The sequence below is a fragment of the Nocardia higoensis genome (assembly GCF_015477835.1).
Classification (GTDB): domain Bacteria; phylum Actinomycetota; class Actinomycetes; order Mycobacteriales; family Mycobacteriaceae; genus Nocardia; species Nocardia higoensis_A.
Genome location: NZ_JADLQN010000005.1, coordinates 50566 through 70438, shown reverse-complemented (window position 1 = coordinate 70438; position 19873 = coordinate 50566). Strand labels below are relative to the sequence as shown.

Genomic DNA, 19873 nt, shown 5'->3' with positions numbered 1-19873 from the left:
CCCGCGTCTTCGAGGGAGTTCGCGCATGACCGCCTCCACCAGCACGTCCACCTCCGCGCTCGGCGCGGTGACCGCCGCCAACCACGACGCGGTGACCGCCGACGCGTCCCAGGCCGCCGTCGTCTTCAAGGCATCCGCCACCGCGCACGACGCCGTGGCCAGCACCGTGACCGCGCGCCGCTTCCAGATCGAGGTGGACGAGCCGCCTGCGCTCGGCGGCGCCGACACCGCGGCCAACCCGGTCGAGTACTACCTGGCCTCGCTGCTGTCCTGCCAGGTGGTCACCTGGCGAGTGTGGGCGGACAAGCTCGGCATCGCGGTCGAGGATATCCGCGCGACCGCCGAGGGGGATCTGGACGTGCGCGGCTTCTTCGGTTTCGACGACGCGGTGCGCCCCGGCTTCGGTGCGGTGCGGGTGCGGGTCGAGATCACCGGCCCGGAGTCGCGGGAGCGATACCTCGAACTCCAGCAGGCTGTGGACGCGCACTGCCCCGTGCTCGATCTCACCCGCAATGTGACCCCTGTGGTTACGACCCTGGTCACCGTCGGGGTCTGAACACCATCGGTCGACAGGTGACCGATCTCACCCTCGGTGAGCAACGTGGTCAGCATCACGGAGTAACCGGATTCTGCTCGGACGACCGTACGGTTTACCGTGCGAGGAAACGTTTCTTCGGATGGGGAGTTCGCGTCGATGCTGACCACTCTCGCTCGGTTCGCCACCACGCGACCGCGCGTCGTACTCGCGGCCGCGCTGTTGGTGATGCTGGCCTGCGGTGCCTTCGGCGCGAGCGCGGCGAGCCACATGAAGGCGGGCGGATTCGTCACCGCAGAGCTGGAGTCGGTCCGCGCGGGCGATTTCCTCAGCGACCACTTCCCCGGTGGCGCAACCAATTACATCCTGCTGGTCACCGCTCCCGACGGCGCCGACTCCCCCGCTGCCAGAGTCGCGGGTGAGCAGGCCGTCGCCCGGCTCGCGCAGTTCGACGAGGTCAGCGGCGTGCAGTCGTACTGGACGACGCGCGCCGACCTGGCCCCCGCCCTGCGCAGCAAGGACGGCAAGAGCGCCCTGGTGATCGCCTATATCGCGGGCGACGACTCCGAACTCACCGAACGCGCCGACCGCATCAGCGAGCAGGTGCAGACCAGCGAGAACGGCGTCACCGTCCGCGCGGGCGGCCTCGGCGCGGCCTTCGCCGACATGAACACCCAGATCAGCAAGGACCTGATCGTCGCCGAGGCCATCGCCGTCCCGCTGACCGCGCTGCTGCTGGTACTGGTGTTCGGCAGTGTCGTCGCGGCCGCCATGCCGGTGGCCATCGGCCTGTTCGCGGTCGTCGCCGCACTCGGCATCCTGCGCACGCTGACAGTGGTCACCGACGTCTCGATCTACGCGCTGAACATGACCACCGCGCTCGGTCTCGCCCTGGCCATCGACTACAGCCTGTTCATCGTGAGCCGCTACCGCGAGGAACTGGCCCGCGGCCTGGATCCGGCTGCCGCCGTGGTGCGTTCGGTGCAGACCGCCGGGCGCACGGTCGTCTACTCCGCCCTGGTCGTGGCGCTCTCGCTGGCGGCGCTGGCGGTGTTCCCGCAGTACTTCTTCAAGTCCTTCGCTTACGCGGGTGTCGCCGTGGTCTGCGCGGCCGCCGCCGCGGCGGTGATCGTGCTGCCCGCCATGCTGGTACTGCTCGGCGACCGGGTCAACGCCTGGGATCTGCGCGCGGGCGTCCGCAGACTGCTCGGCAGGGAAGAACCCGTTCCAGTCCCCGCCGACCGCAGCTTCTGGTACCGCTGGGTGATCGCGGTGATGCGCCGCGCGATCCCCATCGCGTTGCTGACCACCGTGCTGCTGCTGTTGGTCGGCTCCCCGTTCCTCGGCGCGCAGTTCGGCTATCCGGACGATCGCGCGCTGTCCGCCGCGCCGAGCCGGGAGGTCGGCGACGAACTGCGCGCGAACTTCCAGGCCGACATGGCCACCAGCGTCCTCATCGCGCTGCCGGGGTTCGCGGGCGAGGTAGCGGAGATCGGCGACTACGCCGCGGCTCTGTCCAAGGTCCCGGACGTGCCCGCCGTGCTCTCCGGCGCGGGCGTGTACCTCAACGGCATGAAAGTGGCCGCGCCCCTGCCCGGCATGATCTCCGGCGACGGCGCGTTCGTCTCCGTCGGCACCCGCATCGACCCCTACTCCGGCGCGGGCAAGGACCAACTCGCCCAGTTGCGCGAGATCCCCGCTCCCGGCCAGACCCTCTTCGGCGGCCCCGGCGCCCTGAACCAGGACTCCCTCACCGCCATCGGCGAACGCCTGCCGCTGGCCGCCGTCCTGATCGCCCTCACCACGCTGGTGCTGCTGTTCCTGTTCACCGGCAGCCTCCTGCTGCCGATCAAGGCGCTGGCCCTGAACATGCTGTCGCTGGCCGCCACCTTCGGCGCGATGGTGTGGGTCTTCCAGGAAGGCCACCTGTCCGGTCTGCTCGACTTCACCCCGACCGGCAACCTCGACCTGTCCATGCCGATCCTGATGTTCAGCATCGCCTTCGGCGCCTCGATGGACTACGAGGTGTTCCTGCTCTCCCGCATCAGGGAGGAATGGCTGGCCGGGCCGAAGACCGCCGAGGGCAACACCCACGCCGTCGCCATGGGCGTGGCCCGCACCGGCCGCATCTTCACCGCCGCCGCCCTGCTCATGAGCATCGTCTTCTTCGCGGTCGCCACCTCCGGCGTGACAGCCATGAAGTTGTTCGGCATCGGCTGCGCACTGGCCGTGCTCAGCGACGCCACGGTGATCCGCGGCCTGCTCGCGCCCGCCCTCATGCGTCTGCTCGGCACCGCCAATTGGTGGGCGCCGAAGCCGCTGGCCGCCTTGCACGCCCGTTTCGGCCTGCACGAAGCCGAGGAGCCTCCTGCCCCGAACGAGGTGACCGAGCCGGAAGCCGTCTCGCTGAGCAAGTGACCCCGCCGCGGCGTCGGCGACACGCTCGCCGAGGTGACCCCTGCCGCGGCCCCAGCGACACGCTCGCCGGACGCGGCCGGTGAGACCGCACCCGCGGCCGGACCGCCGAGGCCGGTGCGCGGCGGAAGCTCGCGCACCGGAGCGCAAGGCGGTGCCTGTCCGGCGGCACGGTGCGCGCTCGCTGACCCGGACGCACCGAGCGCGCGGACTACCTGGTACTGATCCTCGACCGACGCGCCCCGGGTATGGCCGCAGGCCGTGGGCGAGCGCTCGGGTTCACCTCCGGGCCGCGACCCGCCCCGCATAGACCACGCCGACGAACTCGGTCAGGTCATCGATCAATGCCTGCGCGGCCCAGCTGTTTCCGCCGCCTCCGCCGCGCTCGTCGCCTCGTCCTCCGTGGGAGAGCGCCGTCCCGGCGCCACCGCCCAGTTCGACAGGCCAGTCGGCGGCCGGACCGAAATTCTCTTCCGCCTGATGCCGCGACCAGTCGGCGACCAGTTCGAACATCCCGCCGATGGTCGCCATCGCGACCGCGAACCTGCGGCGGCTCGCGCGTTCGCCCGCCTCGGGTTCGGCAGGCCACTGCGTGTCCAGGAACGCCGCCGCCCAGCGCCGATGCGTCCGCCGCTGCCGCCGCACCGACGAGGGCACCTCGGCGACCTCCCCGAACGCCACCCGCGCCAGGCGGGGATCCTCGGCGAGCGTATGCACGAACGCCGCCACGATCGCCGGTCCGCGCTCGCCGAACGGCCGGTCGGCCTGCCGCAGGGCCGTCGTGCTCACCCGGCCCCTGACCCGCACCGCGAACTCGTCGAGCAGCGCCTCGTAGCACTGGGTCACCCCGTCGAACCTGGCGTCGAAATCCGATGGCGCCAGCCCCGCCTGCGCACAGACCTGCTCCCGCGTGGTCCGCGAGAATCCCTGTTCGGCGAGCACTTCCAGGGCGGCGTCGAGCAGCGCTCGACGCAGGTCGTCTGCCGCCGGGCCGCCGGGCCGCGCGGCGGAATCGTCGCAGGACACGAAGATCAACAATAGCGTCGGCGCCGAGACGATGAATTCCGTCGCCGCGACTCGTCGGTACTGGAAAGGCCCTCTCAACACGGACAGGAGTTCCCCGCATGCAGAAGATCGTCACGAACCTCTGGTACGACGGCAACGCCGAAGAGGCCGCGAACTTCTATTGTTCGCTCCTCCCCAACTCCCGCATCACCGGCATCACCCGCTACAGCGAATCCGGCATGGGCGAACCGGGTGCGGTGATGACGGTGGATTTCGAACTCGACGGCCAGCGCTTCACCGCCATCAACGGCGGCGGCGAATTCCAGTACACCCACGCCATGTCCCTGCTGATCAACTGCGCCGACCAGCAGGAGGTGGACCACCTGTGGGAGGCACTGCTCGCCGACGGCGGCAAGGAGATCCAGTGCGGTTGGCTCACCGACCGCTACGGGGTGCACTGGCAGATCTGGCCCGCCGCGGCCGACGCCCTGATGACCGGCGATCCGGCCGCCGTCGACCGCGCCACCAAGGCCATGCTCGCCATGAAGAAGATCGACCTGAAGACCCTCCAGGAAGCCTATAACGGCTGATCACACATCGGTTGTTCCTTCCGGCGAATTTGCCGGTTCGCCGGGCAGGCCGGGCACGACGACGGGTATGGTCGTGCCCGGACGAACTCGTCACCACAATTTCATCACCAACGGGGGCTCGCACCAGCGGGCTGAGAGGACGGCTAGCCCGATCGCGGGCGGTCAGGGCCGTCGACCGTATGAACCTGACCGGGTAATGCCGGCGTAGGGAGGAACAACCATGGCATCGGCCGATCGCACGAACGCGCCCGTCGACACCGTCACCACCGGCCCGATCGAGGGCAGCGTCAAGCACTACCTCGAGGTCGACGATCTCCGGATCCCGGTGCGCCGCGTCAACCTCAGCAACGGCGAGACCTTCGACGTCTACGACACCTCCGGCCCGTACACCGACGACGACGCCGTCATCGACCTGGAGGCCGGACTCCCGAAGTTGCGCGACGGCTGGGCCAAGCCGTCCGTCGAGGGACCCCGGACCCAGCTGGCCTGGGCCCGCGCGGGCATCGTCACCGATGAGATGCGGTACATCGCCGCCCGCGAGGGTGTCACGCCGGAGCTCGTGCGCGAGGAGGTCGCCGCGGGCCGCGCGGTCATCCCCGCCAACCACAACCACCCCGAACTCGAGCCGACCATCATCGGCAAGAAGTTCCTGGTGAAGATCAACGCCAATATCGGCAACTCGGCGGTCTCCTCCTCGATCGCCGAGGAAGTCGAGAAGATGGTGTGGGCCACCCGCTGGGGCGCTGACACCATCATGGACCTGTCCACCGGCAAGAACATCCACGAGACCCGCGAATGGATCCTGCGCAACTCCCCGGTCCCGGTCGGCACGGTGCCGATCTACCAGGCGCTGGAGAAGGTCAACGGTGATCCGGCCGCTCTCACCTGGGAGATCTACCGCGACACGGTCATCGAGCAGGCCGAGCAGGGCGTCGACTACATGACCGTGCACGCGGGCGTGCTGCTGCGCTACGTGCCGCTGACCGCCAAGCGCGTCACCGGCATCGTCTCGCGCGGCGGCTCCATCATGGCCGCCTGGTGCCTGGCCCATCATCAGGAATCGTTCCTCTACACCCACTTCGAGGAACTCTGCGAGATCCTGGCCCGCTACGACGTGACCTTCTCCCTCGGCGACGGTCTGCGCCCCGGCTCCATCGCCGACGCCAACGACGAGGCCCAGTTCGCCGAGCTGCGCACCCTCGGCGAGCTCACGAAGATCGCGAAATCCCATGGCGTGCAGGTGATGATCGAGGGTCCGGGCCATGTGCCCATGCACAAGATCGTGGAGAACGTCCGCCTCGAGGAAGAACTCTGCGAGGAGGCCCCCTTCTACACCCTCGGCCCGCTGGCCACCGACATCGCGCCCGCCTACGACCACATCACCTCGGCCATCGGCGCGGCCATCATCGCCCAGGCGGGCACCGCGATGCTCTGTTACGTCACCCCCAAGGAGCACCTGGGCCTGCCCAACCGCGACGATGTGAAGACCGGCGTCATCACCTACAAGATCGCCGCCCACGCCGCCGACCTCGCCAAGGGCCACCCACACGCCCAGCAACGCGACGACGCACTGTCCAAGGCGCGCTTCGAGTTCCGCTGGCGCGACCAGTTCGCCCTGTCGCTGGACCCCGACACCGCCCGGGAGTACCACGACGAGACGATGCCCGCCGAGCCCGCCAAGACCGCGCACTTCTGCTCCATGTGCGGCCCGAAGTTCTGCTCGATGCGCATCTCCGCCGACGTCCGTGAATACGCCGAGACCCATAACCTCACCGACGTGGCGGCGATCGAAGCGGGCATGGCCGAGAAGTCCGCGGAGTTCGCCGACGCGGGCGGGCAGGTCTACCTCCCGGTCGTATCGTAATCGACTGCGCGGCCTCGGGTTTCGGCCATCGCACCGAGCCCGGGCCGCGCATCCCGGCCGGATCTACTGGTATGTGGTGTGTACCGGCCGGACGACGATGACCACCCGCCGCGGGTGATCGCCGACCGGCTTGTCGTAGTCGAGCCCGTAGCGGCGGGCGAGCACATCGAAGAACTCACCCTCCGGGTCGGGCTCGACCCGTTCCACCACACCGCGCACCTCCAGGTACCGGTAGGGCTGCTCGGGGTCGTTGATGCTGAGCGCGACCACCGGATTCCGGTCGACATTGCGGTGTTTGGCGCGGTCGGTGGTCGTGGTCAACCGCAGGAACTCACCGTCCCATACCTGCCAGACCGGCGTGACCTGCGGCGTGCCGTCGGGGTTGAGCGTGCCCATGTGCGCGAACAGCGGGCGGGTCAACAGATCGGCGTGACTGTCGGGAATCATGCACATCTCCAAGCCTTGATAACCATCAAAGCTTTTATATCAGCCCTACTCTTGACTGTCATGGGCATGCCCGCGCACGAACGACTCGGCCTCGACCTCAAGCGAGCCGAGCAGGAACTGATGGCCGCCAAGCACGAGGCGGTCAAACCGCTCACCGTCCCGCAGTACGCCGCGCTGTTCGCCCTCGCCGACAACCCCGGCATCTCCGCGGCGGCTCTCGCGCGCGCCTGCCTGGTCACCCCTCAGGCCATGACCGTGGTCCTGCGCAACCTCCGAGACCGCGGCTTCGTCGAACGCACCCCGCACCCCTGGCACCGCGGCGTCCTCGAAACCCGCCTGACCGAAGCCGGGCGCGCGGCTTTCGACGCCGCGGACCGCCGAGCGGCCGCGATCGAACGCCGCATCGCCGACGCGTTCACCGCCGCCGAACGCGAGACCCTACGCGAACTGCTGGCCCGATTCGCGACCGCCGTCCGAGGCGACGTCGACTGAACCAACCGCGAGTCAGCCGAGAACGGTCTCGATCAGCCGGAGAGCAGCACGATCGGTGCGCTCCACCTCCCCGGTGACGAAGCGATCCTGCAGAACACCCCGCAAGCCGGAAACAAGCAGCGTGGCAACGACTTCCGGATCGTCCACGGACTCGATCCGACACAATGCCGCCGCGAGGGCTCCGATGAACGCCGCGATGGCCTCGGTGGCATAGTCGCGGAACGGCCCGTCGGTGGCGCAGGCCGCGCCGAGCACCTGCAGCATCACCCGAACGCTCGTGGATTCCGCACCATCGGCATTGGACCGCCAGAATTTCCACAGCCGATCGCGCAAGTCCGCCGCGTCGGCGACGTCGGCGAAGACTGCGGACAGATCCGGCCGCTGGGTGGCCAGCGCCTGCACCAGCAATTCCTCCTTCGTGCCGAAGTAGTGGATCAACATGCGCGAACTGGTCCCGAGTCGCGCGGCGAGCGGACGCAGCGACAGTTCGGCGAGTCCGTGTTCGGCGATATAGCCGACGACGCCTGCGAGCAGTTCAGCACGACGCACGTGGTCGAGAGGACGAGCCATGCATTGACTGTACCGATCGCTACAGGTATTCATGTGATCGTGACTGTAGCGATCGCTTCACAAACTCCCGGCGCATCCGTCGTCGTCACCGGCTACGCGGCCACCACCGCCCTGGCCGACGACATGGACGCGACCTGGTCGGCGCTGCTCGAAAGCCGCAGCGGCATCGGGCCGTTGGACGCCGATTTCACCGCCGGACACGACATGCCGGTGCGGATCGGCGGCCGGCTCGCGCGGCGGCCCACTGAGGGACTCACCCGGCTGGAACAGCGCAGGCTCTCCTATGTCGAACAACTGGCACTGGTATTGAGCAGGCGCGTCTGGGCGGCCGCCGGCGCACCGCAGGTCGACGGCGAGCGCCTCGCGGTGGCGATCGGCACCGGCCTCGGTGGCGGCGACGCGCTCGTCGACGCCGTGGACGCCATGCGGGCGGGTGGCTACCGGAAGGTCTCGCCGCTGGCGGTGCCGATGATCATGCCCAACGGTCCCGCCGCGACCGTCGGTCTCGCGACAGGCGCGAAAGCGGGTGTTTTCGCCCCCGTGTCGGCGTGCTCCTCGGGCTCGGAGGCGATAGCGCAGGGCTGGCGGCTGATCCGCGACGGCGCGGCCGACCTGGTGGTCGCCGGCGGTGTCGAGGGCCACCTGCATCCCGTCCCGATCGCGAGTTTCGCCATGATGCGCGCACTCAGCACCCGCAACGACGAACCCGAACGGGCATCGCGCCCCTTCGACGCCGATCGCGACGGTTTCGTCTTCGGCGAGGCAGGCGCCCTGCTCCTCCTCGAATCGGAAGCACACGCGCGGTCCCGCGGAGCGAAGATCCACGCCAGGCTCCTCGGCGTGGGCATCACCTCCGATGCCCACCACATCGTGGCCTCCGATCCGACCGGCGACGGCGCGGCGCGCGCCATGCGCCAGGCCATCCGCGCGTCAGGCCTGACCCCCGCCGACATCACCCACGCGAACGCCCACGCCACCTCCACCCCTCTCGGCGACGCCTCCGAAGCCGCGGCTCTGACCGCCGTCCTCCCGCATGCCTCGGTCTACGCCCCGAAATCCGCGCTCGGCCACTCCATCGGCGCGGCAGGCGCCCTCGAATCCGCCCTCACCGTCCTCACACTGCGCGAACAGATCGTCCCGCCTACTCTCAACTTCGATCACCCGGACCCGGCGATCGATCTCGACATCGTCGCCGACAAGCCACGCGAGCAACGGATCGACTACGCCGTCAACAACTCTTTCGGATTCGGCGGCCACAACGTCGCCTTGGTCTTCGGCCGCGGCTGACCACCTCATCCCGGCCATATCATCGAGCCGTCGAGCACACGGGCGCTGCCACCAGCCGGTCCGGATGGGTGGTGGCAGAATCGTTTGCCGAACGAACTATCCGTGACCGGCGGTCTCCGTCGGCCCGATGGACGGAAACGACCATGAGCGAGACACCCGAGGCCTTCTACCTGCCCGACCCCGACCAGCCGGGACGTTTCCTGTCCACCGAGCTCACCCGGGGGCCGTGGTCCCCCGACGCCCAGCACGCGGGCCCGCCGTCGGCCCTGATCGGCCACGCGCTCGAGCGCTGCCAACCCCGCGAGGACTTCCGGATCGGCCGGGTCGCGGTGGAGATCCTCGGCCCGGTGCCGCTGGCTCCGCTCACCGTCGAGACCAGGGTCACCAGGCCTGGCCGCAGCGTGGAACTGCTCGAGGCGAGGCTGTCCGCCGATCGTGGCCCGGTGATGAAGGCCAACGCGTGGCGTTTCCGTCGGGCCGATCCCGACCTCGACGTGCCCGAGGAGTTCCGGCCCACCGGCAGCCGTCCCCGGCCCGAGACCACGCCGCCGCCGACCCCATTCCCCTCCCTGCAAGCGATCGGATTCCACACCGGCATCGAATACCGTTTCCACCGAGGATCTTTCGCCGAACCGGGCCCCGCGGTGTGCTGGGTCAGGCTGAAGTACCCGATCGTCGCGGGCACCACCCCCAGCCCGCTGGAACGCACCCTCGCCGCCGCCGACTCGGGCAACGGCGTCAGCGCCGTGCTCGACTGGTCGAAGTACCTGTTCATCAACACCGACCTCACGGTGACTCTGCACCGCCAGCCGGTCGGCGAATGGGTCTGCCTCGACGCGGTTACCCACCCGCAGCCCGGTGGGATCGGCTTGGCCGAGTCGGCGCTTTTCGACGAACACGGACCACTCGGCCGCAGCACCCAAACCCTCTTCCTCGGCCCGCGCTGACCGGGGAATTCAGCACGCAGGCCGGTCGCCGGCGCACGCCCCCGGCGTCCACCGCCAGGCGAACTCCGGTAGTTCCGGCGCGCACGGAAAGTACGTCCTCGGCGCTGAGCCGCGGACGATCGACGCGCGCGAGATCACCTGTCCGCGAGTTCGTCCCGCCACAGCGGACTGTCCACGTAATGGTTGTCGTACAGCTCCGAGCTGTCGCGGATCTCCTGCACCGTCGCCTCGCCGCGGTAGACCCGCTCCAACAACCGGTAGTAGTCGAAGCGGTGTATGCCGGGGGTGAAGACCACGAGCAGTTCGGCTTCGGCGTCGGGCGCCGGAGCGAAGGCGTGTGCCACGGAGGGCGGCACGGTCAGGAAGTCGCCCCGGCCGAGCCGGATCACCTCGTCTCCGAGCAGGAACCGCGCGGAACCCTCGAGCACCAGGAACATCTCGGTGGCCTTGGTGTGGAAGTGCGCGGGCGCTCCGGGCGAGCCCTTCGCCAATGTCGCCTTGTTGGCGGTGAGCGCTCCGCCGGTCTGCCCTGCGTCGGCGAGCAGCGTGATGAGGCTGAGCGCGCCGTCCTGAAGCGTCGCCGCGTTCTCGGACCGGACGAGAACGGGGGCCGGGTGCTGCGTGGTGCTGGTCATCGGTGACTCCTGTTTTCAGAGCGCCGTTCGCGCCGGATCATGGTGGGTCGCCGAGATGACGACGCATGCACTCCAGGTGTGACAGACAGGCGCGGTCGCAGGCCCCACCGTTCGGAAGTCGAATCCGCTCGTGCGACGAGGGACGGACGGTAGTCGTCCTCCTGCCCGCCGCGCCAACGCACAGCGCGACTCACCGTTCTCGCGTCAGCCACGCTCACACAGCGATGTGTTCGTCCACCAGAAACGGAACAACGAAGGCGCGCAGCATCTCCCGCTCTTCATCGGCGTCCGGTGCGGGCATGGTGAGCAGCGAGACCACCGCCCGCACGGTCCATCGGCCGAGCCTGCGCGCGGCGGGCGCGTCGAGATCGGGCCGCAGCGCGGCGACGAAGTCGCGGGCCAGTTCCTCGACGACGGTCGACGAGTCGGCCAACTGGGCGACGACACCGGCGTTCACCGGCCGGAACCAGACAGCCAGATGCGGGGTGTCGCGCACTTCGGCCAGGATCGCGGTGAGGGTGTCGAGCAGGGCGGTGGCAGGGTCGGTCGCCGTGGCGCGATCCCGCCACACCCGGGCGACGACGCGCCGCGCCTCCCGCCCGGCGAAGGCGACGAAGAGCTCCTGCCGGTTCGGGAAGTACCGGTAGAGCGTGGCACGGGAGCACCCGGCGGCGGCCGCCACCTCGGCCATGCCGATCCCGGTCACCCCCTCGACGCCACGTTCCAGGAACAGCCCGCGCACCGCGTCGAGAATGCGGTCGGCGGCGAGTTCGGTGCGCTGACCGGCGAGCCAGTCGCCGCTCATGCCGCGCTCCGGAACGGCACTCGGGTGGGTCGGCGCACGTAGGGGCCGTCGGCGTATTCGACGGCGTCGACGTCCACGGTGAAGCGGGGGTAGCGGGCGAGCAGTTCTTCCATCGCGACCCGAGCCTGCATCCGGGCGGCGGCCGCGCCGAGGCAGTGGTGCGGGCCGTGACCGAAGGTGAGGATGTGCTGCGGATTGCGAGTGAGGTCGAGGTCGGCGGCATCGGGGCCGAACACCCGTTCGTCGCGGTTCGCGGAGCCGTACACCAGCAGCACCTTACGGCCCGTGGGGATCGTGACGCCCTCGATCTCCACCTCGCGCGTGGTGGTGCGCGCCAGCCCCTGCACCGGAGAGGTGAGCCGGGCGAACTCCTCGATCGCGGGGCGGATCAGGCCGGGGTCGGCGGTCAGCGCGTCACGTTGGCGCGAATTCGCGTGCAGCAGCTGGACCGCCCCGCCGAGCAGGCCGGTGGTGGTGTCGTTGCCGCCGGCGACCATGGTCCAGGTGTAGGCGAGCAATTGGACCAAGCCGTTCACGTCCTCGTCGGTGGCGCCCAGACCCGCTCGGACGAGAAGCGAGACGGTATCGTCGCCGGGCTCGGTGCGCCTGCGCCGGATCAACTCGGCGAAGTAGCCGACCATCTCCATCGACGCCGCTCTGGCGTGCTCGTTCGTCCTGTCGACGCCGCCCGCGACCACGGCGTCGGTCCACCCGTCGAACCTGGCCCGATCCTCCTCCGGCACACCGAGATAGTGCGCGACGACCATGCTCGGCAGTGGTTTGAACAGGGTCTCGACGATGTCGCCGCCGTCGGCGAGCAGGTCCAGCCGCTCGCGGACGAAAGCGCGCACCATCGGCTCGAGCGTCTCCACCCGGCGCGGCGTGAACCCGCGCGCCACCAGCGTGCGGAACTCGGTGTGTTGTGGCGGGTCCTGCATGACCAGCGGCGGATTCGCGGTGAGCCCGATCTGCTCCAGTTCGCCGTATTCGACGGTGAGGCCGTCGCGGGAGGAGAACGTCGCGGTGTCGCGGGCCGCGGCGACGACGTGCGCGTGCCGGGTGAGCACCCAGTAGTCGTTCTCGGGTCTGTCCTCGGGAACCACGTGGTGCACCGGGTCGTGCTCACGCAAGGCCGCGTACATGGACCACGGGGCGGCCCAGGTGGCGCTGGTGCACAACCGAAAGGTGCGAGACTGCTGAGGCAACATGTTTCGACGGTAAGACAGATATCACGATCTGTCTAGCATCGGCCCCTCGAGTCGGTGCCCCCTCACGCGTGCTCGTGCAACTCACCCCAGGCCGGAAACGGATCCTCGTAGTCCGCCCATTCGGCAGGCCCCGCCGCGAACTCGTCGTCGCCGAGCAATGCGGCGTCCAAGAGTGCGCGCACCCGTTCCCCGTCGAGCCGCACCCCGATGAAGACGATCTCCTGCCCCGGCGCCCCATCCAGTTGCGACCACCAGGCGGCCGGTTCGAAGGTGAGGTTCGGCCCGGCCTGCGACCACACTGCCGCGAACTCACCGCGACTGGCGATCCAGCAGAATCCCTTGCTGCGCAACATCCCCCGCATCTGCTCCAGCGCTTCGGCGAGCCGCGCCGGATGGAAGGGGCGCGCGGCGGTGTAGGTGACGCTGCGGATTCCGTATTCCTCGGTCTCGGGAACGTGACCGCCCGCCAATTCCTCGTCCCACCCTTCGCTTTCGGCCGCGAGCAGCGGACTGTAGCGGCCGGTGCCCAGCACCTCGGACAGTTCGACCAGGCCGCGTTCGGTGCGCAGCACCCGGGCGCGCGGATTCATTCGGCGCACGGTCGCCTCCACGGTCCCCGCCGCGGACTCGCTCACCAGGTCGGTCTTGTTGATCAACAGCACATCGGCGAACTCCACCTGATCGACGAGCAGATCGGCGATAGTGCGCTCGTCGCCCTCGCCCGCCTGCAGGTCACGCTCTGCCAACGCCTGACCGCGCACCACCTCGGCCAGGAAGGTGGAGGCGTCCACCACGGTGACCATCGTGTCCAGCCGGGCGATATCGCCGAGCCGGAACCCGTCCTCGAACTCCCACTCGAAGCTCGCCGCCACCGGCATCGGCTCGGAGATGCCGGTCGACTCGATGACGAGTTGATCGAAGCGCCCCTCGCGCGCCAGCCTGCCGACCGATTCGACGAGATCCTCGCGCAAGGTGCAGCAGATGCAGCCGTTGGTCAGCTCCACCAGCTTCTCCTCGGTGCGATCGAGGTGGCCTTGGCCCGCGACCAGGGCGGCGTCGATGTTCACCTCGCTCATGTCGTTGACGATCACCGCGACGCGGCGGCCTTCCCGATTGGCCAGGATGTGATTGAGCAGCGTGGTCTTGCCCGCTCCGAGGAAGCCGGAGAGAACGGTGACGGGGAGCGGCGCGAGACTCGCGGATTCGGTCATGACATAAACGATAATCGTTTTCATTTACGGCCGCATCTCGGGTCCGACCGGCTGCCCCCGAGCCGTCGGCGAGACCGTAGTGTGCGTGTTGTGAAACTGCTGCCCCTCCCCGCCGAAGGACAGACCCCGGTCCGCGTCCTCACCATCGCAGGCACCGACTCCGGCGGTGGTGCAGGCATCCAGGCCGATTCCAGGACCATGGCGCTGTGCGGCGTGCACGCGCTCGTCGCGGTGGCCGCCGTGACCGTGCAGAACTCGGTGGGCGTCAGCGGTTTCCACGAGATCCCGCCTCACGTGGTGGCCGACCAGGTGCGTTCGGTGGCCGGGGACATCGGCGTCCAGGCCGCCAAAACCGGGATGCTCGCGTCCTCGTCGATCATCGAGGCGGTCGCCGAGGTGTGCCAGGAGGTCGGCATCGGCGGCGACGGTCCGACCCCGCTGGTGGTCGATCCGGTCGCGGCCTCCATGCACGGCGATCCGCTGCTGCACGAGGAAGCGCTCGACGCCGTCCGTCACACCCTGTTCCCGCTGGCCACTGTGGTGACGCCGAATCTCGACGAGGTCAGGCTGATCACCGGCATCGAGGTGACCGATCACGCCACCGCCCGCAAGGCCGCCGAAGCCCTGCACGCGCTCGGCCCGCGCTGGGTGGTGGTCAAGGGCGGACATCTCCGGTCTTCCCAGGTCAGCACCGACCTGCTGTTCGACGGACATGCCTTCCACGAGTTCACCGCACCACGGATCGCCACCGGTAACGATCACGGCGGCGGCGACACCCTGGCCGCCGCCATCGCCTGCGCCCTCGCCCACGGCTACCAGGTGCCCGACGCGGTCGCCTTCGCCAAGGAATGGACCCGTCGCTGCCTGGCCGCCGCCTACGACCTGGGCGCCGGACACGGCCCGGTGTCCCCGCTCTGGCGGCTGCACCAGTCCTGATCACGCCTCGCGGGTGCGGCGAACCTGTCGGACCCGAGCGCGATACTGAACCCAGTCGCCGCCACCCACCGCAACGGCGCGGCCACGGAACACCGGCGTTCCACGCGTGACGACGACTACACCTCGCCCGACCGGCATCACCCCGCCTCCCGGGGACCGGTCGGGCCTTCTCCACGGCCGTGCCGACCATCTTTGCCGAATCGGCAACTTTGTTTGCCGCCTATGACCGGGTGCGTGCACCATCGTCATGATCAGTCCCACGTGACGAGGAGCAACGATGGCCGAGCCCACACCCGAACAGTTCTGGGAAGACTTCTACCGAGAACGCGACAACGTCTGGTCGGGCAAAGTGAACCCCCTGTTCGCCCGCGAGGCCGACGCGCTGGCCCCCGGCACCGCACTCGACCTCGGCTGCGGTGAGGGCGCGGACGCGATCTGGCTGGCCGAACGCGGCTGGCGGGTCACCGCCACCGACATCTCCGCGACCGCGCTCGAACGCGCCGCGAAGCACGCCGCCGACGCCGAGGTCGCCGACCGCATCACCTTCGTCCGGCACAACTTGATCGAGACCTTCCCCGAGGGCACCTTCGACCTGGTCTCCGCGCAATTCCTGCACTCCCCGGTGGCCGCGCCCGGCGAGCGTGACTCGATCATGTTCCGCGCGGCCGAGGCCGTCGCGCCGGGCGGGGTGTTCCTGATCGTGGGGCACGCGGGCTGGCCGAGCTGGATGACCGAGCCGCCGATCTTCGAATTCCCCACCATCGAGGGCACCCTCGCGCTTCTCGATCCCTATGGGCCGTGGTCGGTCGAGACGAACGAACGGGTCGAAAAGGAAATGACCGGTCCCGAAGGGCAGGTCGGCACCCGGGCCGACACGGTCCTTCGCCTGCGCCGACCGGCAGCCGAATCCGATCGCTGACCAGGCCGCACCATTCGCATGCCGGTGAAGCGGGCACGCGGATCACCGCGTGCGGCGATGTGGTGACCAGGGCAGCCGGTCGCTGTGGCGACCGGCTGCCCACCGCGCGGCGGGTCCGATGACCCCCACGTCGGTGGTACGCGAACAAGCCCGCCCGCGGTGCTGGTCACAGCCGAATCCGATCGCACCCCGCCGGGCAAGTACCCGGCGCGATGTTCCCAGGAATCTCCCAGTTCCGTCCCAGCGGCGCGGGAGCAGCGGGCTCGATCGTGGAGCTCATGACCGAGACCGTGGCAACAGCCGATGCGGCGGCGCGTGATTCCACCGCCGAAGACCGGGCGCCGGTGCTGGACATCGTGATTCCCGTCTACAACGAGGAAGCCGGGCTCGGTGCCTGTGTGCGCCGCCTGGACGAGTACCTGCGCGGCGGTTTCCCCTTCTCCGCGCGCATCACCATCGCCGACAACGCCAGTACCGACGACACCTTGCGCATCGCCGACGATCTCGCCGCGTCGATGCCGGGCGTGCGGGTGATGCACCTGGACGCCAAGGGGCGCGGACGGGCGTTGCGTGCGGTGTGGGAACGCTCCGACGCGCAGGTGCTCGCCTACATGGACGTCGACCTGTCCACCGATCTGGACGCGCTGCTCCCGCTGGTGGCTCCGCTGGTGTCCGGGCATTCGGATCTGGCGATCGGCACCCGCCTGGACGCCTCGTCACGGGTGGTGCGCGGGCCCAAGCGCGAGATCATCTCCCGCTGCTACAACCTCATCCTGAAAGCCGCTCTGCGCGCGCACTTCTCCGACGCGCAATGCGGCTTCAAGGCGATCCGCGCACAGGTGGCGCACCGCCTGTTGCCACTGATCGAGGACGGTGAGTGGTTCTTCGACACCGAACTGCTGGTCCTCGCCGAACGCGCCGGACTGCGGATCCACGAGGTGCCGGTCGACTGGATCGACGACCCCGACAGCCGCGTCGACATCGTGGACACCGCGCGCAAAGACCTGCGCGGCGTCTGGCGGCTGGCCAGGGCGATCGCCACCGGCGCACTACCGCTGGAGGAAGTGCGCGCGGCCATCGGGCGCGAACCGCTGGTGCCCGGCGTCCCGCTCGGCATGGTCGGGCAGGTGGTGCGCTTCGCACTGGTCGGCGTGGGGTCGACGCTCGCCTACATCCTGTTGTATTTGCTGCTGCAGCCGGTCGCGGGCGCGCAGGCCGCCAACTTCGTCGCCCTGCTGCTGACCGCCGTCGCCAATACCGCCGCCAATCGCGCCTTCACCTTCGGCGTGCGGGGTTCTACGCGCGTGTTCACCCATCAGTTCCAAGGGCTGCTGGTCTTCGGCTTCGGACTGCTGGTGACCAGCGGCTCCCTGTTCGCCCTGCACCGCTGGGCCGCCGACGCGCCCGTGTACGTCGAGTTGGGCGTGCTGGTGTCGGCCAACCTGGTCGCCACCGTCGCCCGCTTCGTCGGCCTGCGCTGGGTGTTCCGCGACGCGGGAGGTGACGGGTTGATCGGTCGGCACCACACGGCCCGCTGCGCCGTAGTCGGGTGCAATCCCGCTGTATCGAGCGCCCCCGCCTGCCCCGCTCACCCGGGCGCCGGTCGGGATCCCACCTGCACGGCCGACCTCATCCGTCCCTCCGGCCACGCTCGGAACGCCGCGCGCACGGCCGACACCCCTCGCACCGACGACACGTCAGGAGCCGCCCGGTGACCGGCACACTCACCACGTCATCGAACCCTGCCACGCCGACCCCCGCGACCGCGCGGCAGGATTCGGTCACAACTCCCCGGCTCCGCCGCGAATATGTGCTGCTGGCACTGCTTCTCGTCGGCACCACCGTGGCCTACCTCTACAACCTCTCCGCCAACGGCTGGGCCAACGCCTTCTATTCGGCCGCCGTGCAGGCGGGTTCGGAATCCTGGAAGGCGTTCTTCTTCGGTTCCTCCGACGCCGCGAACTCGATCACCGTCGACAAGCCGCCCGCCTCGCTGTGGCCGATGGCATTGTCGGCGCGGCTGTTCGGGCTCAACAGCTGGAGCATGCTGGTGCCGCAGGTGTTGCTCGGCGTGGGCAGCGTGGCGCTGTTGTGGGCCGCCGTGCGCAGAGTGTTCGGCCCTGCCGCCGGCCTGCTGGCGGGGCTGGTGCTGGCGGTGACCCCGGTGGCGGCGTTGATGTTCCGCTTCAACAATCCCGAAGCGCTGCTGATCTTCCTGATGGTGGCGGCCGCGTGGGCGATGACCCGCGCGGTGGCGGACGGGCGCTGGCGGTGGCTGGTGTTGACCGGCGCGTTCATCGGCTTCGGCTTCCTGGCCAAGCAGTTGCAGGTGCTGCTGGTCGTGCCGGCGCTCGCGCTGACCTATCTGGTCGCCGGGCCGCCGCGGCTCGGCAAGCGCCTCGCCCAGCTGTTCGCGGCGGGCGCGGCGATGGTGGTCGCGGCCGGTTGGTGGCTGTTGGCGGTGGAGCTGTGGCCCGCGTCGTCGCGACCGTGGATCGGTGGCTCGCAGAACAACTCGATCATCGAACTGACGCTCGGATACAACGGTCTGGGCAGGCTCAACGGTCACGAGACCGGCAGTGTCGGCCCCGGTGGTGAACTGCCGCCCGGCGGCAACGGCATGTGGGGGCAGACCGGCCTCACCCGGATGTTCGACAACGCCCAGGGCGGTCAGATCGCCTGGTTGATCCCCGCCGCACTGGTCCTGCTGGCGACCGGGCTCGTGCTGTGCGGCCGGGCTCCCCGCACCGACGACAAGCGCGCCGCGCTGATCCTGTGGGGCGGCTGGCTGATCGTCACCGGCCTGGTGTTCAGCTTCATGCAGGGCATCTTTCACCAGTACTACACGGTCGCCTTGGCCCCCGGCATCGCCGCGCTCGTGGGCGCGGGAACGGTACTGGCCTGGCGCGAGCGTGACCGGCCGTGGGTGCGGCTCGCCCTCGCGGCCGCGGCGGCCCTCAGCGCGGCGACCGCGTGGATGTTGTTGTCGCGCAGCGCGGATTTCGTACCCTGGCTGCGTTGGGCGGTTCTGGTGACCGGCATCTCCGCCGCCGTGGGTGTGCTCGTTCGCGCGCCGCGCACGGCGCTGACCGGTGTCGCCGTGGCAGCGGCTTTCGCGAGCCTCGCCGGTCCGGTGGCCTACACCGTCCAGACGCTCGGCGACTCCCATCAGGGCTCCATCCCCACCGCGGGCCCCGTCACCGGAGGCTGGGGCGGGCCCGGACCACGTATGCCCGGCGAGCTGCGCGCCATGCCCGGCGGCTCCCCGATGCCGGGAGGTCCGTTCCCCTCGCCGTCGCGGCCCAGCGATGGATCGACCGACGACACCGACCCGTTCCTCGGCGCCGCACGCAATTCGAGCGGATCCGCCCCGACCGCGCCGAACGAGGCCGTCGCCGGGCAACCGGCGAGCGTTCCCCCCGTCGGACGCGGGATCGGCGGCCCGGGTATGCCGGGCGGCCCCGGCGGCCTGCTCGCCGCAGCCACCGCGGGCAGCGAACTCGTCGCCCTGATGGAAACCGACAGCTCGCACTACACCTGGGTCGCCGCGGCCGTCGGTTCCAACAGCGCCGCGGGTGTGCAGCTGGCGACCGGAATGCCCGTCATGCCCGTCGGCGGGTTCAACGGCAGCGATCCGTCCCCCACCCTCGAACAGTTCCAGCAGTACGTGCGCGACCGCGAGATCCACTACTTCCTCGGCGGCGGGCGCGTTGGTCCGGGCGGCAGCGCCGAGTCGGAGAGTTCGCGCATCAGCGATTGGGTCGAGCAGAACTTCACCCCGACCGAGGTCGACGGCGTGACCGTCTACGACCTGACCGCTCCGCGCTGACCGTGCCCGCCACCTCCGGCCACGACGCATGCTCCGTAGGTCAGCCGCGGAACCCCAGATTGGCGAGCGGATTGCCGGGGTCGAAGCGAGCGGGTGACCTCAGGTGACAACGCCTGTCGAGTCGGTGGAAGACCTCGACGGATTCGTCCGGCCGGAAGGACGTTGATCGGCCACCCGG

The 19873-nt window shown here is 69.6% G+C and carries 18 protein-coding genes and 1 riboswitch; of the genes, 11 read left to right on the top strand and 7 right to left on the bottom strand.

What is annotated here, in order from left to right:
* The first annotated feature begins 25 nt into the window (after positions 1-25).
* Positions 26-556, top strand: a complete 531-nt coding sequence (locus IU449_RS22930; RefSeq protein WP_195004214.1) for an OsmC family protein — start codon at positions 26-28, stop codon at positions 554-556.
* A 138-nt stretch (positions 557-694) separates the two neighbouring features.
* Complete coding sequence (locus IU449_RS22925) at positions 695-2953, top strand: MMPL family transporter (RefSeq protein WP_195004213.1); 2259 nt, start codon at positions 695-697, stop codon at positions 2951-2953.
* Positions 2954-3229: 276 nt separating this feature from the next.
* Here IU449_RS22925 and IU449_RS22920 read toward each other — a convergent pair whose 3' ends face one another.
* Positions 3230-3976, bottom strand: coding sequence for a TetR/AcrR family transcriptional regulator (locus IU449_RS22920; protein WP_195004212.1), 747 nt, complete (start codon positions 3974-3976; stop codon positions 3230-3232).
* A 98-nt stretch (positions 3977-4074) separates the two neighbouring features.
* On the opposite strand from IU449_RS22920, the gene IU449_RS22915 reads away from it, so the two are divergent.
* Together IU449_RS22915 and thiC are read left to right on the top strand one after the other, a co-directional pair.
* Complete coding sequence (locus tag IU449_RS22915; RefSeq protein WP_195004211.1) at positions 4075-4545, top strand: VOC family protein; 471 nt, start codon at positions 4075-4077, stop codon at positions 4543-4545.
* 100 nt (positions 4546-4645) lie between these two features.
* A riboswitch (TPP riboswitch) is annotated at positions 4646-4773 on the top strand.
* Entirely contained in the window at positions 4766-6409 is a 1644-nt protein-coding gene (thiC, locus tag IU449_RS22910) for a phosphomethylpyrimidine synthase ThiC (RefSeq protein ID WP_195004210.1), read from the top strand. (Overlaps the previous riboswitch by 8 nt.)
* Positions 6410-6472: 63 nt before the next feature.
* On the opposite strand, the gene IU449_RS22905 is transcribed toward thiC, so the two are convergent.
* Complete coding sequence (locus tag IU449_RS22905) at positions 6473-6862, bottom strand: PPOX class F420-dependent oxidoreductase (protein WP_195004209.1); 390 nt, start codon at positions 6860-6862, stop codon at positions 6473-6475.
* Positions 6863-6916: 54 nt separating this feature from the next.
* On the opposite strand from IU449_RS22905, the gene IU449_RS22900 reads away from it, so the two are divergent.
* Positions 6917-7348 (top strand): MarR family winged helix-turn-helix transcriptional regulator, encoded by a 432-nt coding sequence (locus IU449_RS22900; protein ID WP_228805570.1) that lies wholly within the window; start codon positions 6917-6919, stop codon positions 7346-7348.
* Between the two features lie 12 nt (positions 7349-7360).
* On the opposite strand, the gene IU449_RS22895 is transcribed toward IU449_RS22900, so the two are convergent.
* Positions 7361-7918: a TetR/AcrR family transcriptional regulator gene (locus IU449_RS22895; protein ID WP_195004208.1), complete on the bottom strand. Its 558-nt coding sequence runs from the start codon at positions 7916-7918 to the stop codon at positions 7361-7363.
* 39 nt (positions 7919-7957) lie between these two features.
* Between IU449_RS22895 and IU449_RS22890 the strand changes: the two genes are divergently transcribed.
* Both IU449_RS22890 and IU449_RS22885 read left to right on the top strand, forming a co-directional pair.
* Positions 7958-9205, top strand: a complete 1248-nt coding sequence (locus IU449_RS22890; RefSeq protein ID WP_324188393.1) for a KasA/KasB family beta-ketoacyl-ACP synthase — start codon at positions 7958-7960, stop codon at positions 9203-9205.
* A gap of 143 nt (positions 9206-9348) precedes the next feature.
* On the top strand, positions 9349-10152 hold the full coding sequence (locus tag IU449_RS22885) for a thioesterase family protein (protein ID WP_195004207.1): 804 nt from the start codon (positions 9349-9351) through the stop codon (positions 10150-10152).
* A gap of 134 nt (positions 10153-10286) precedes the next feature.
* Here the strand turns inward: IU449_RS22885 and IU449_RS22880 are convergent, their stop codons facing one another.
* The 4 genes from IU449_RS22880 to IU449_RS22865 form a co-directional block, all read right to left on the bottom strand.
* Positions 10287-10787, bottom strand: a complete 501-nt coding sequence (locus tag IU449_RS22880; protein ID WP_195004206.1) for a cupin domain-containing protein — start codon at positions 10785-10787, stop codon at positions 10287-10289.
* Positions 10788-11001: 214 nt separating this feature from the next.
* The gene (locus IU449_RS22875; RefSeq protein WP_195004205.1) at positions 11002-11592 is read right to left on the bottom strand and encodes a TetR/AcrR family transcriptional regulator; all 591 of its coding nucleotides are present in this window, start codon (positions 11590-11592) and stop codon (positions 11002-11004) included.
* Positions 11589-12800: a cytochrome P450 gene (locus IU449_RS22870; RefSeq protein WP_195004204.1), complete on the bottom strand. Its 1212-nt coding sequence runs from the start codon at positions 12798-12800 to the stop codon at positions 11589-11591. The genes IU449_RS22875 and IU449_RS22870 overlap by 4 nt, the downstream gene beginning before the upstream one ends.
* Before the next feature lie 62 nt (positions 12801-12862).
* Positions 12863-14011, bottom strand: a complete 1149-nt coding sequence (locus IU449_RS22865; protein WP_195004203.1) for a GTP-binding protein — start codon at positions 14009-14011, stop codon at positions 12863-12865.
* A gap of 90 nt (positions 14012-14101) precedes the next feature.
* Here IU449_RS22865 and thiD point away from each other — a divergent pair, with 90 nt between their 5' ends.
* The 4 genes from thiD to IU449_RS22845 all read left to right on the top strand — a co-directional run bounded on the left by thiD (position 14102) and on the right by IU449_RS22845 (position 19695).
* Positions 14102-14947: a bifunctional hydroxymethylpyrimidine kinase/phosphomethylpyrimidine kinase gene (gene thiD, locus IU449_RS22860; protein WP_195004202.1), complete on the top strand. Its 846-nt coding sequence runs from the start codon at positions 14102-14104 to the stop codon at positions 14945-14947.
* Positions 14948-15224: 277 nt separating this feature from the next.
* Positions 15225-15866 (top strand): class I SAM-dependent methyltransferase, encoded by a 642-nt coding sequence (locus IU449_RS22855; protein WP_195004201.1) that lies wholly within the window; start codon positions 15225-15227, stop codon positions 15864-15866.
* Positions 15867-16144: 278 nt separating this feature from the next.
* Positions 16145-17581: a bifunctional glycosyltransferase family 2/GtrA family protein gene (locus IU449_RS22850; protein WP_228805569.1), complete on the top strand. Its 1437-nt coding sequence runs from the start codon at positions 16145-16147 to the stop codon at positions 17579-17581.
* Positions 17578-19695 carry an ArnT family glycosyltransferase gene (locus IU449_RS22845; protein ID WP_195004200.1) on the top strand — a complete coding sequence of 706 codons (2118 nt, stop codon included), beginning with the start codon at positions 17578-17580 and terminating at the stop codon, positions 19693-19695. Before IU449_RS22850 ends, IU449_RS22845 begins: the two co-directional genes overlap by 4 nt.
* Positions 19696-19873: the final 178 nt, after the last annotated feature.

Excerpts from the sequence above, each read along its gene's own strand:
- IU449_RS22930 (WP_195004214.1), top strand. The coding sequence starts at position 26 with ATGACCGCCTCCACCAGCACGTCCACCTCCGCGCTCGGCGCGGTGACC.
- IU449_RS22925 (WP_195004213.1), top strand. The coding sequence starts at position 695 with ATGCTGACCACTCTCGCTCGGTTCGCCACCACGCGACCGCGCGTCGTA.
- IU449_RS22915 (WP_195004211.1), top strand. The coding sequence starts at position 4,075 with ATGCAGAAGATCGTCACGAACCTCTGGTACGACGGCAACGCCGAAGAG.
- thiC (WP_195004210.1), top strand. The coding sequence starts at position 4,766 with ATGGCATCGGCCGATCGCACGAACGCGCCCGTCGACACCGTCACCACC.
- IU449_RS22905 (WP_195004209.1), bottom strand. The coding sequence starts at position 6,862 with ATGTGCATGATTCCCGACAGTCACGCCGATCTGTTGACCCGCCCGCTG.
- IU449_RS22900 (WP_228805570.1), top strand. The coding sequence starts at position 6,917 with ATGGGCATGCCCGCGCACGAACGACTCGGCCTCGACCTCAAGCGAGCC.
- IU449_RS22895 (WP_195004208.1), bottom strand. The coding sequence starts at position 7,918 with ATGGCTCGTCCTCTCGACCACGTGCGTCGTGCTGAACTGCTCGCAGGC.
- IU449_RS22885 (WP_195004207.1), top strand. The coding sequence starts at position 9,349 with ATGAGCGAGACACCCGAGGCCTTCTACCTGCCCGACCCCGACCAGCCG.
- IU449_RS22880 (WP_195004206.1), bottom strand. The coding sequence starts at position 10,787 with ATGACCAGCACCACGCAGCACCCGGCCCCCGTTCTCGTCCGGTCCGAG.
- IU449_RS22875 (WP_195004205.1), bottom strand. The coding sequence starts at position 11,592 with ATGAGCGGCGACTGGCTCGCCGGTCAGCGCACCGAACTCGCCGCCGAC.
- IU449_RS22870 (WP_195004204.1), bottom strand. The coding sequence starts at position 12,800 with ATGTTGCCTCAGCAGTCTCGCACCTTTCGGTTGTGCACCAGCGCCACC.
- IU449_RS22865 (WP_195004203.1), bottom strand. The coding sequence starts at position 14,011 with ATGACCGAATCCGCGAGTCTCGCGCCGCTCCCCGTCACCGTTCTCTCC.
- IU449_RS22855 (WP_195004201.1), top strand. The coding sequence starts at position 15,225 with ATGGCCGAGCCCACACCCGAACAGTTCTGGGAAGACTTCTACCGAGAA.
- IU449_RS22850 (WP_228805569.1), top strand. The coding sequence starts at position 16,145 with ATGACCGAGACCGTGGCAACAGCCGATGCGGCGGCGCGTGATTCCACC.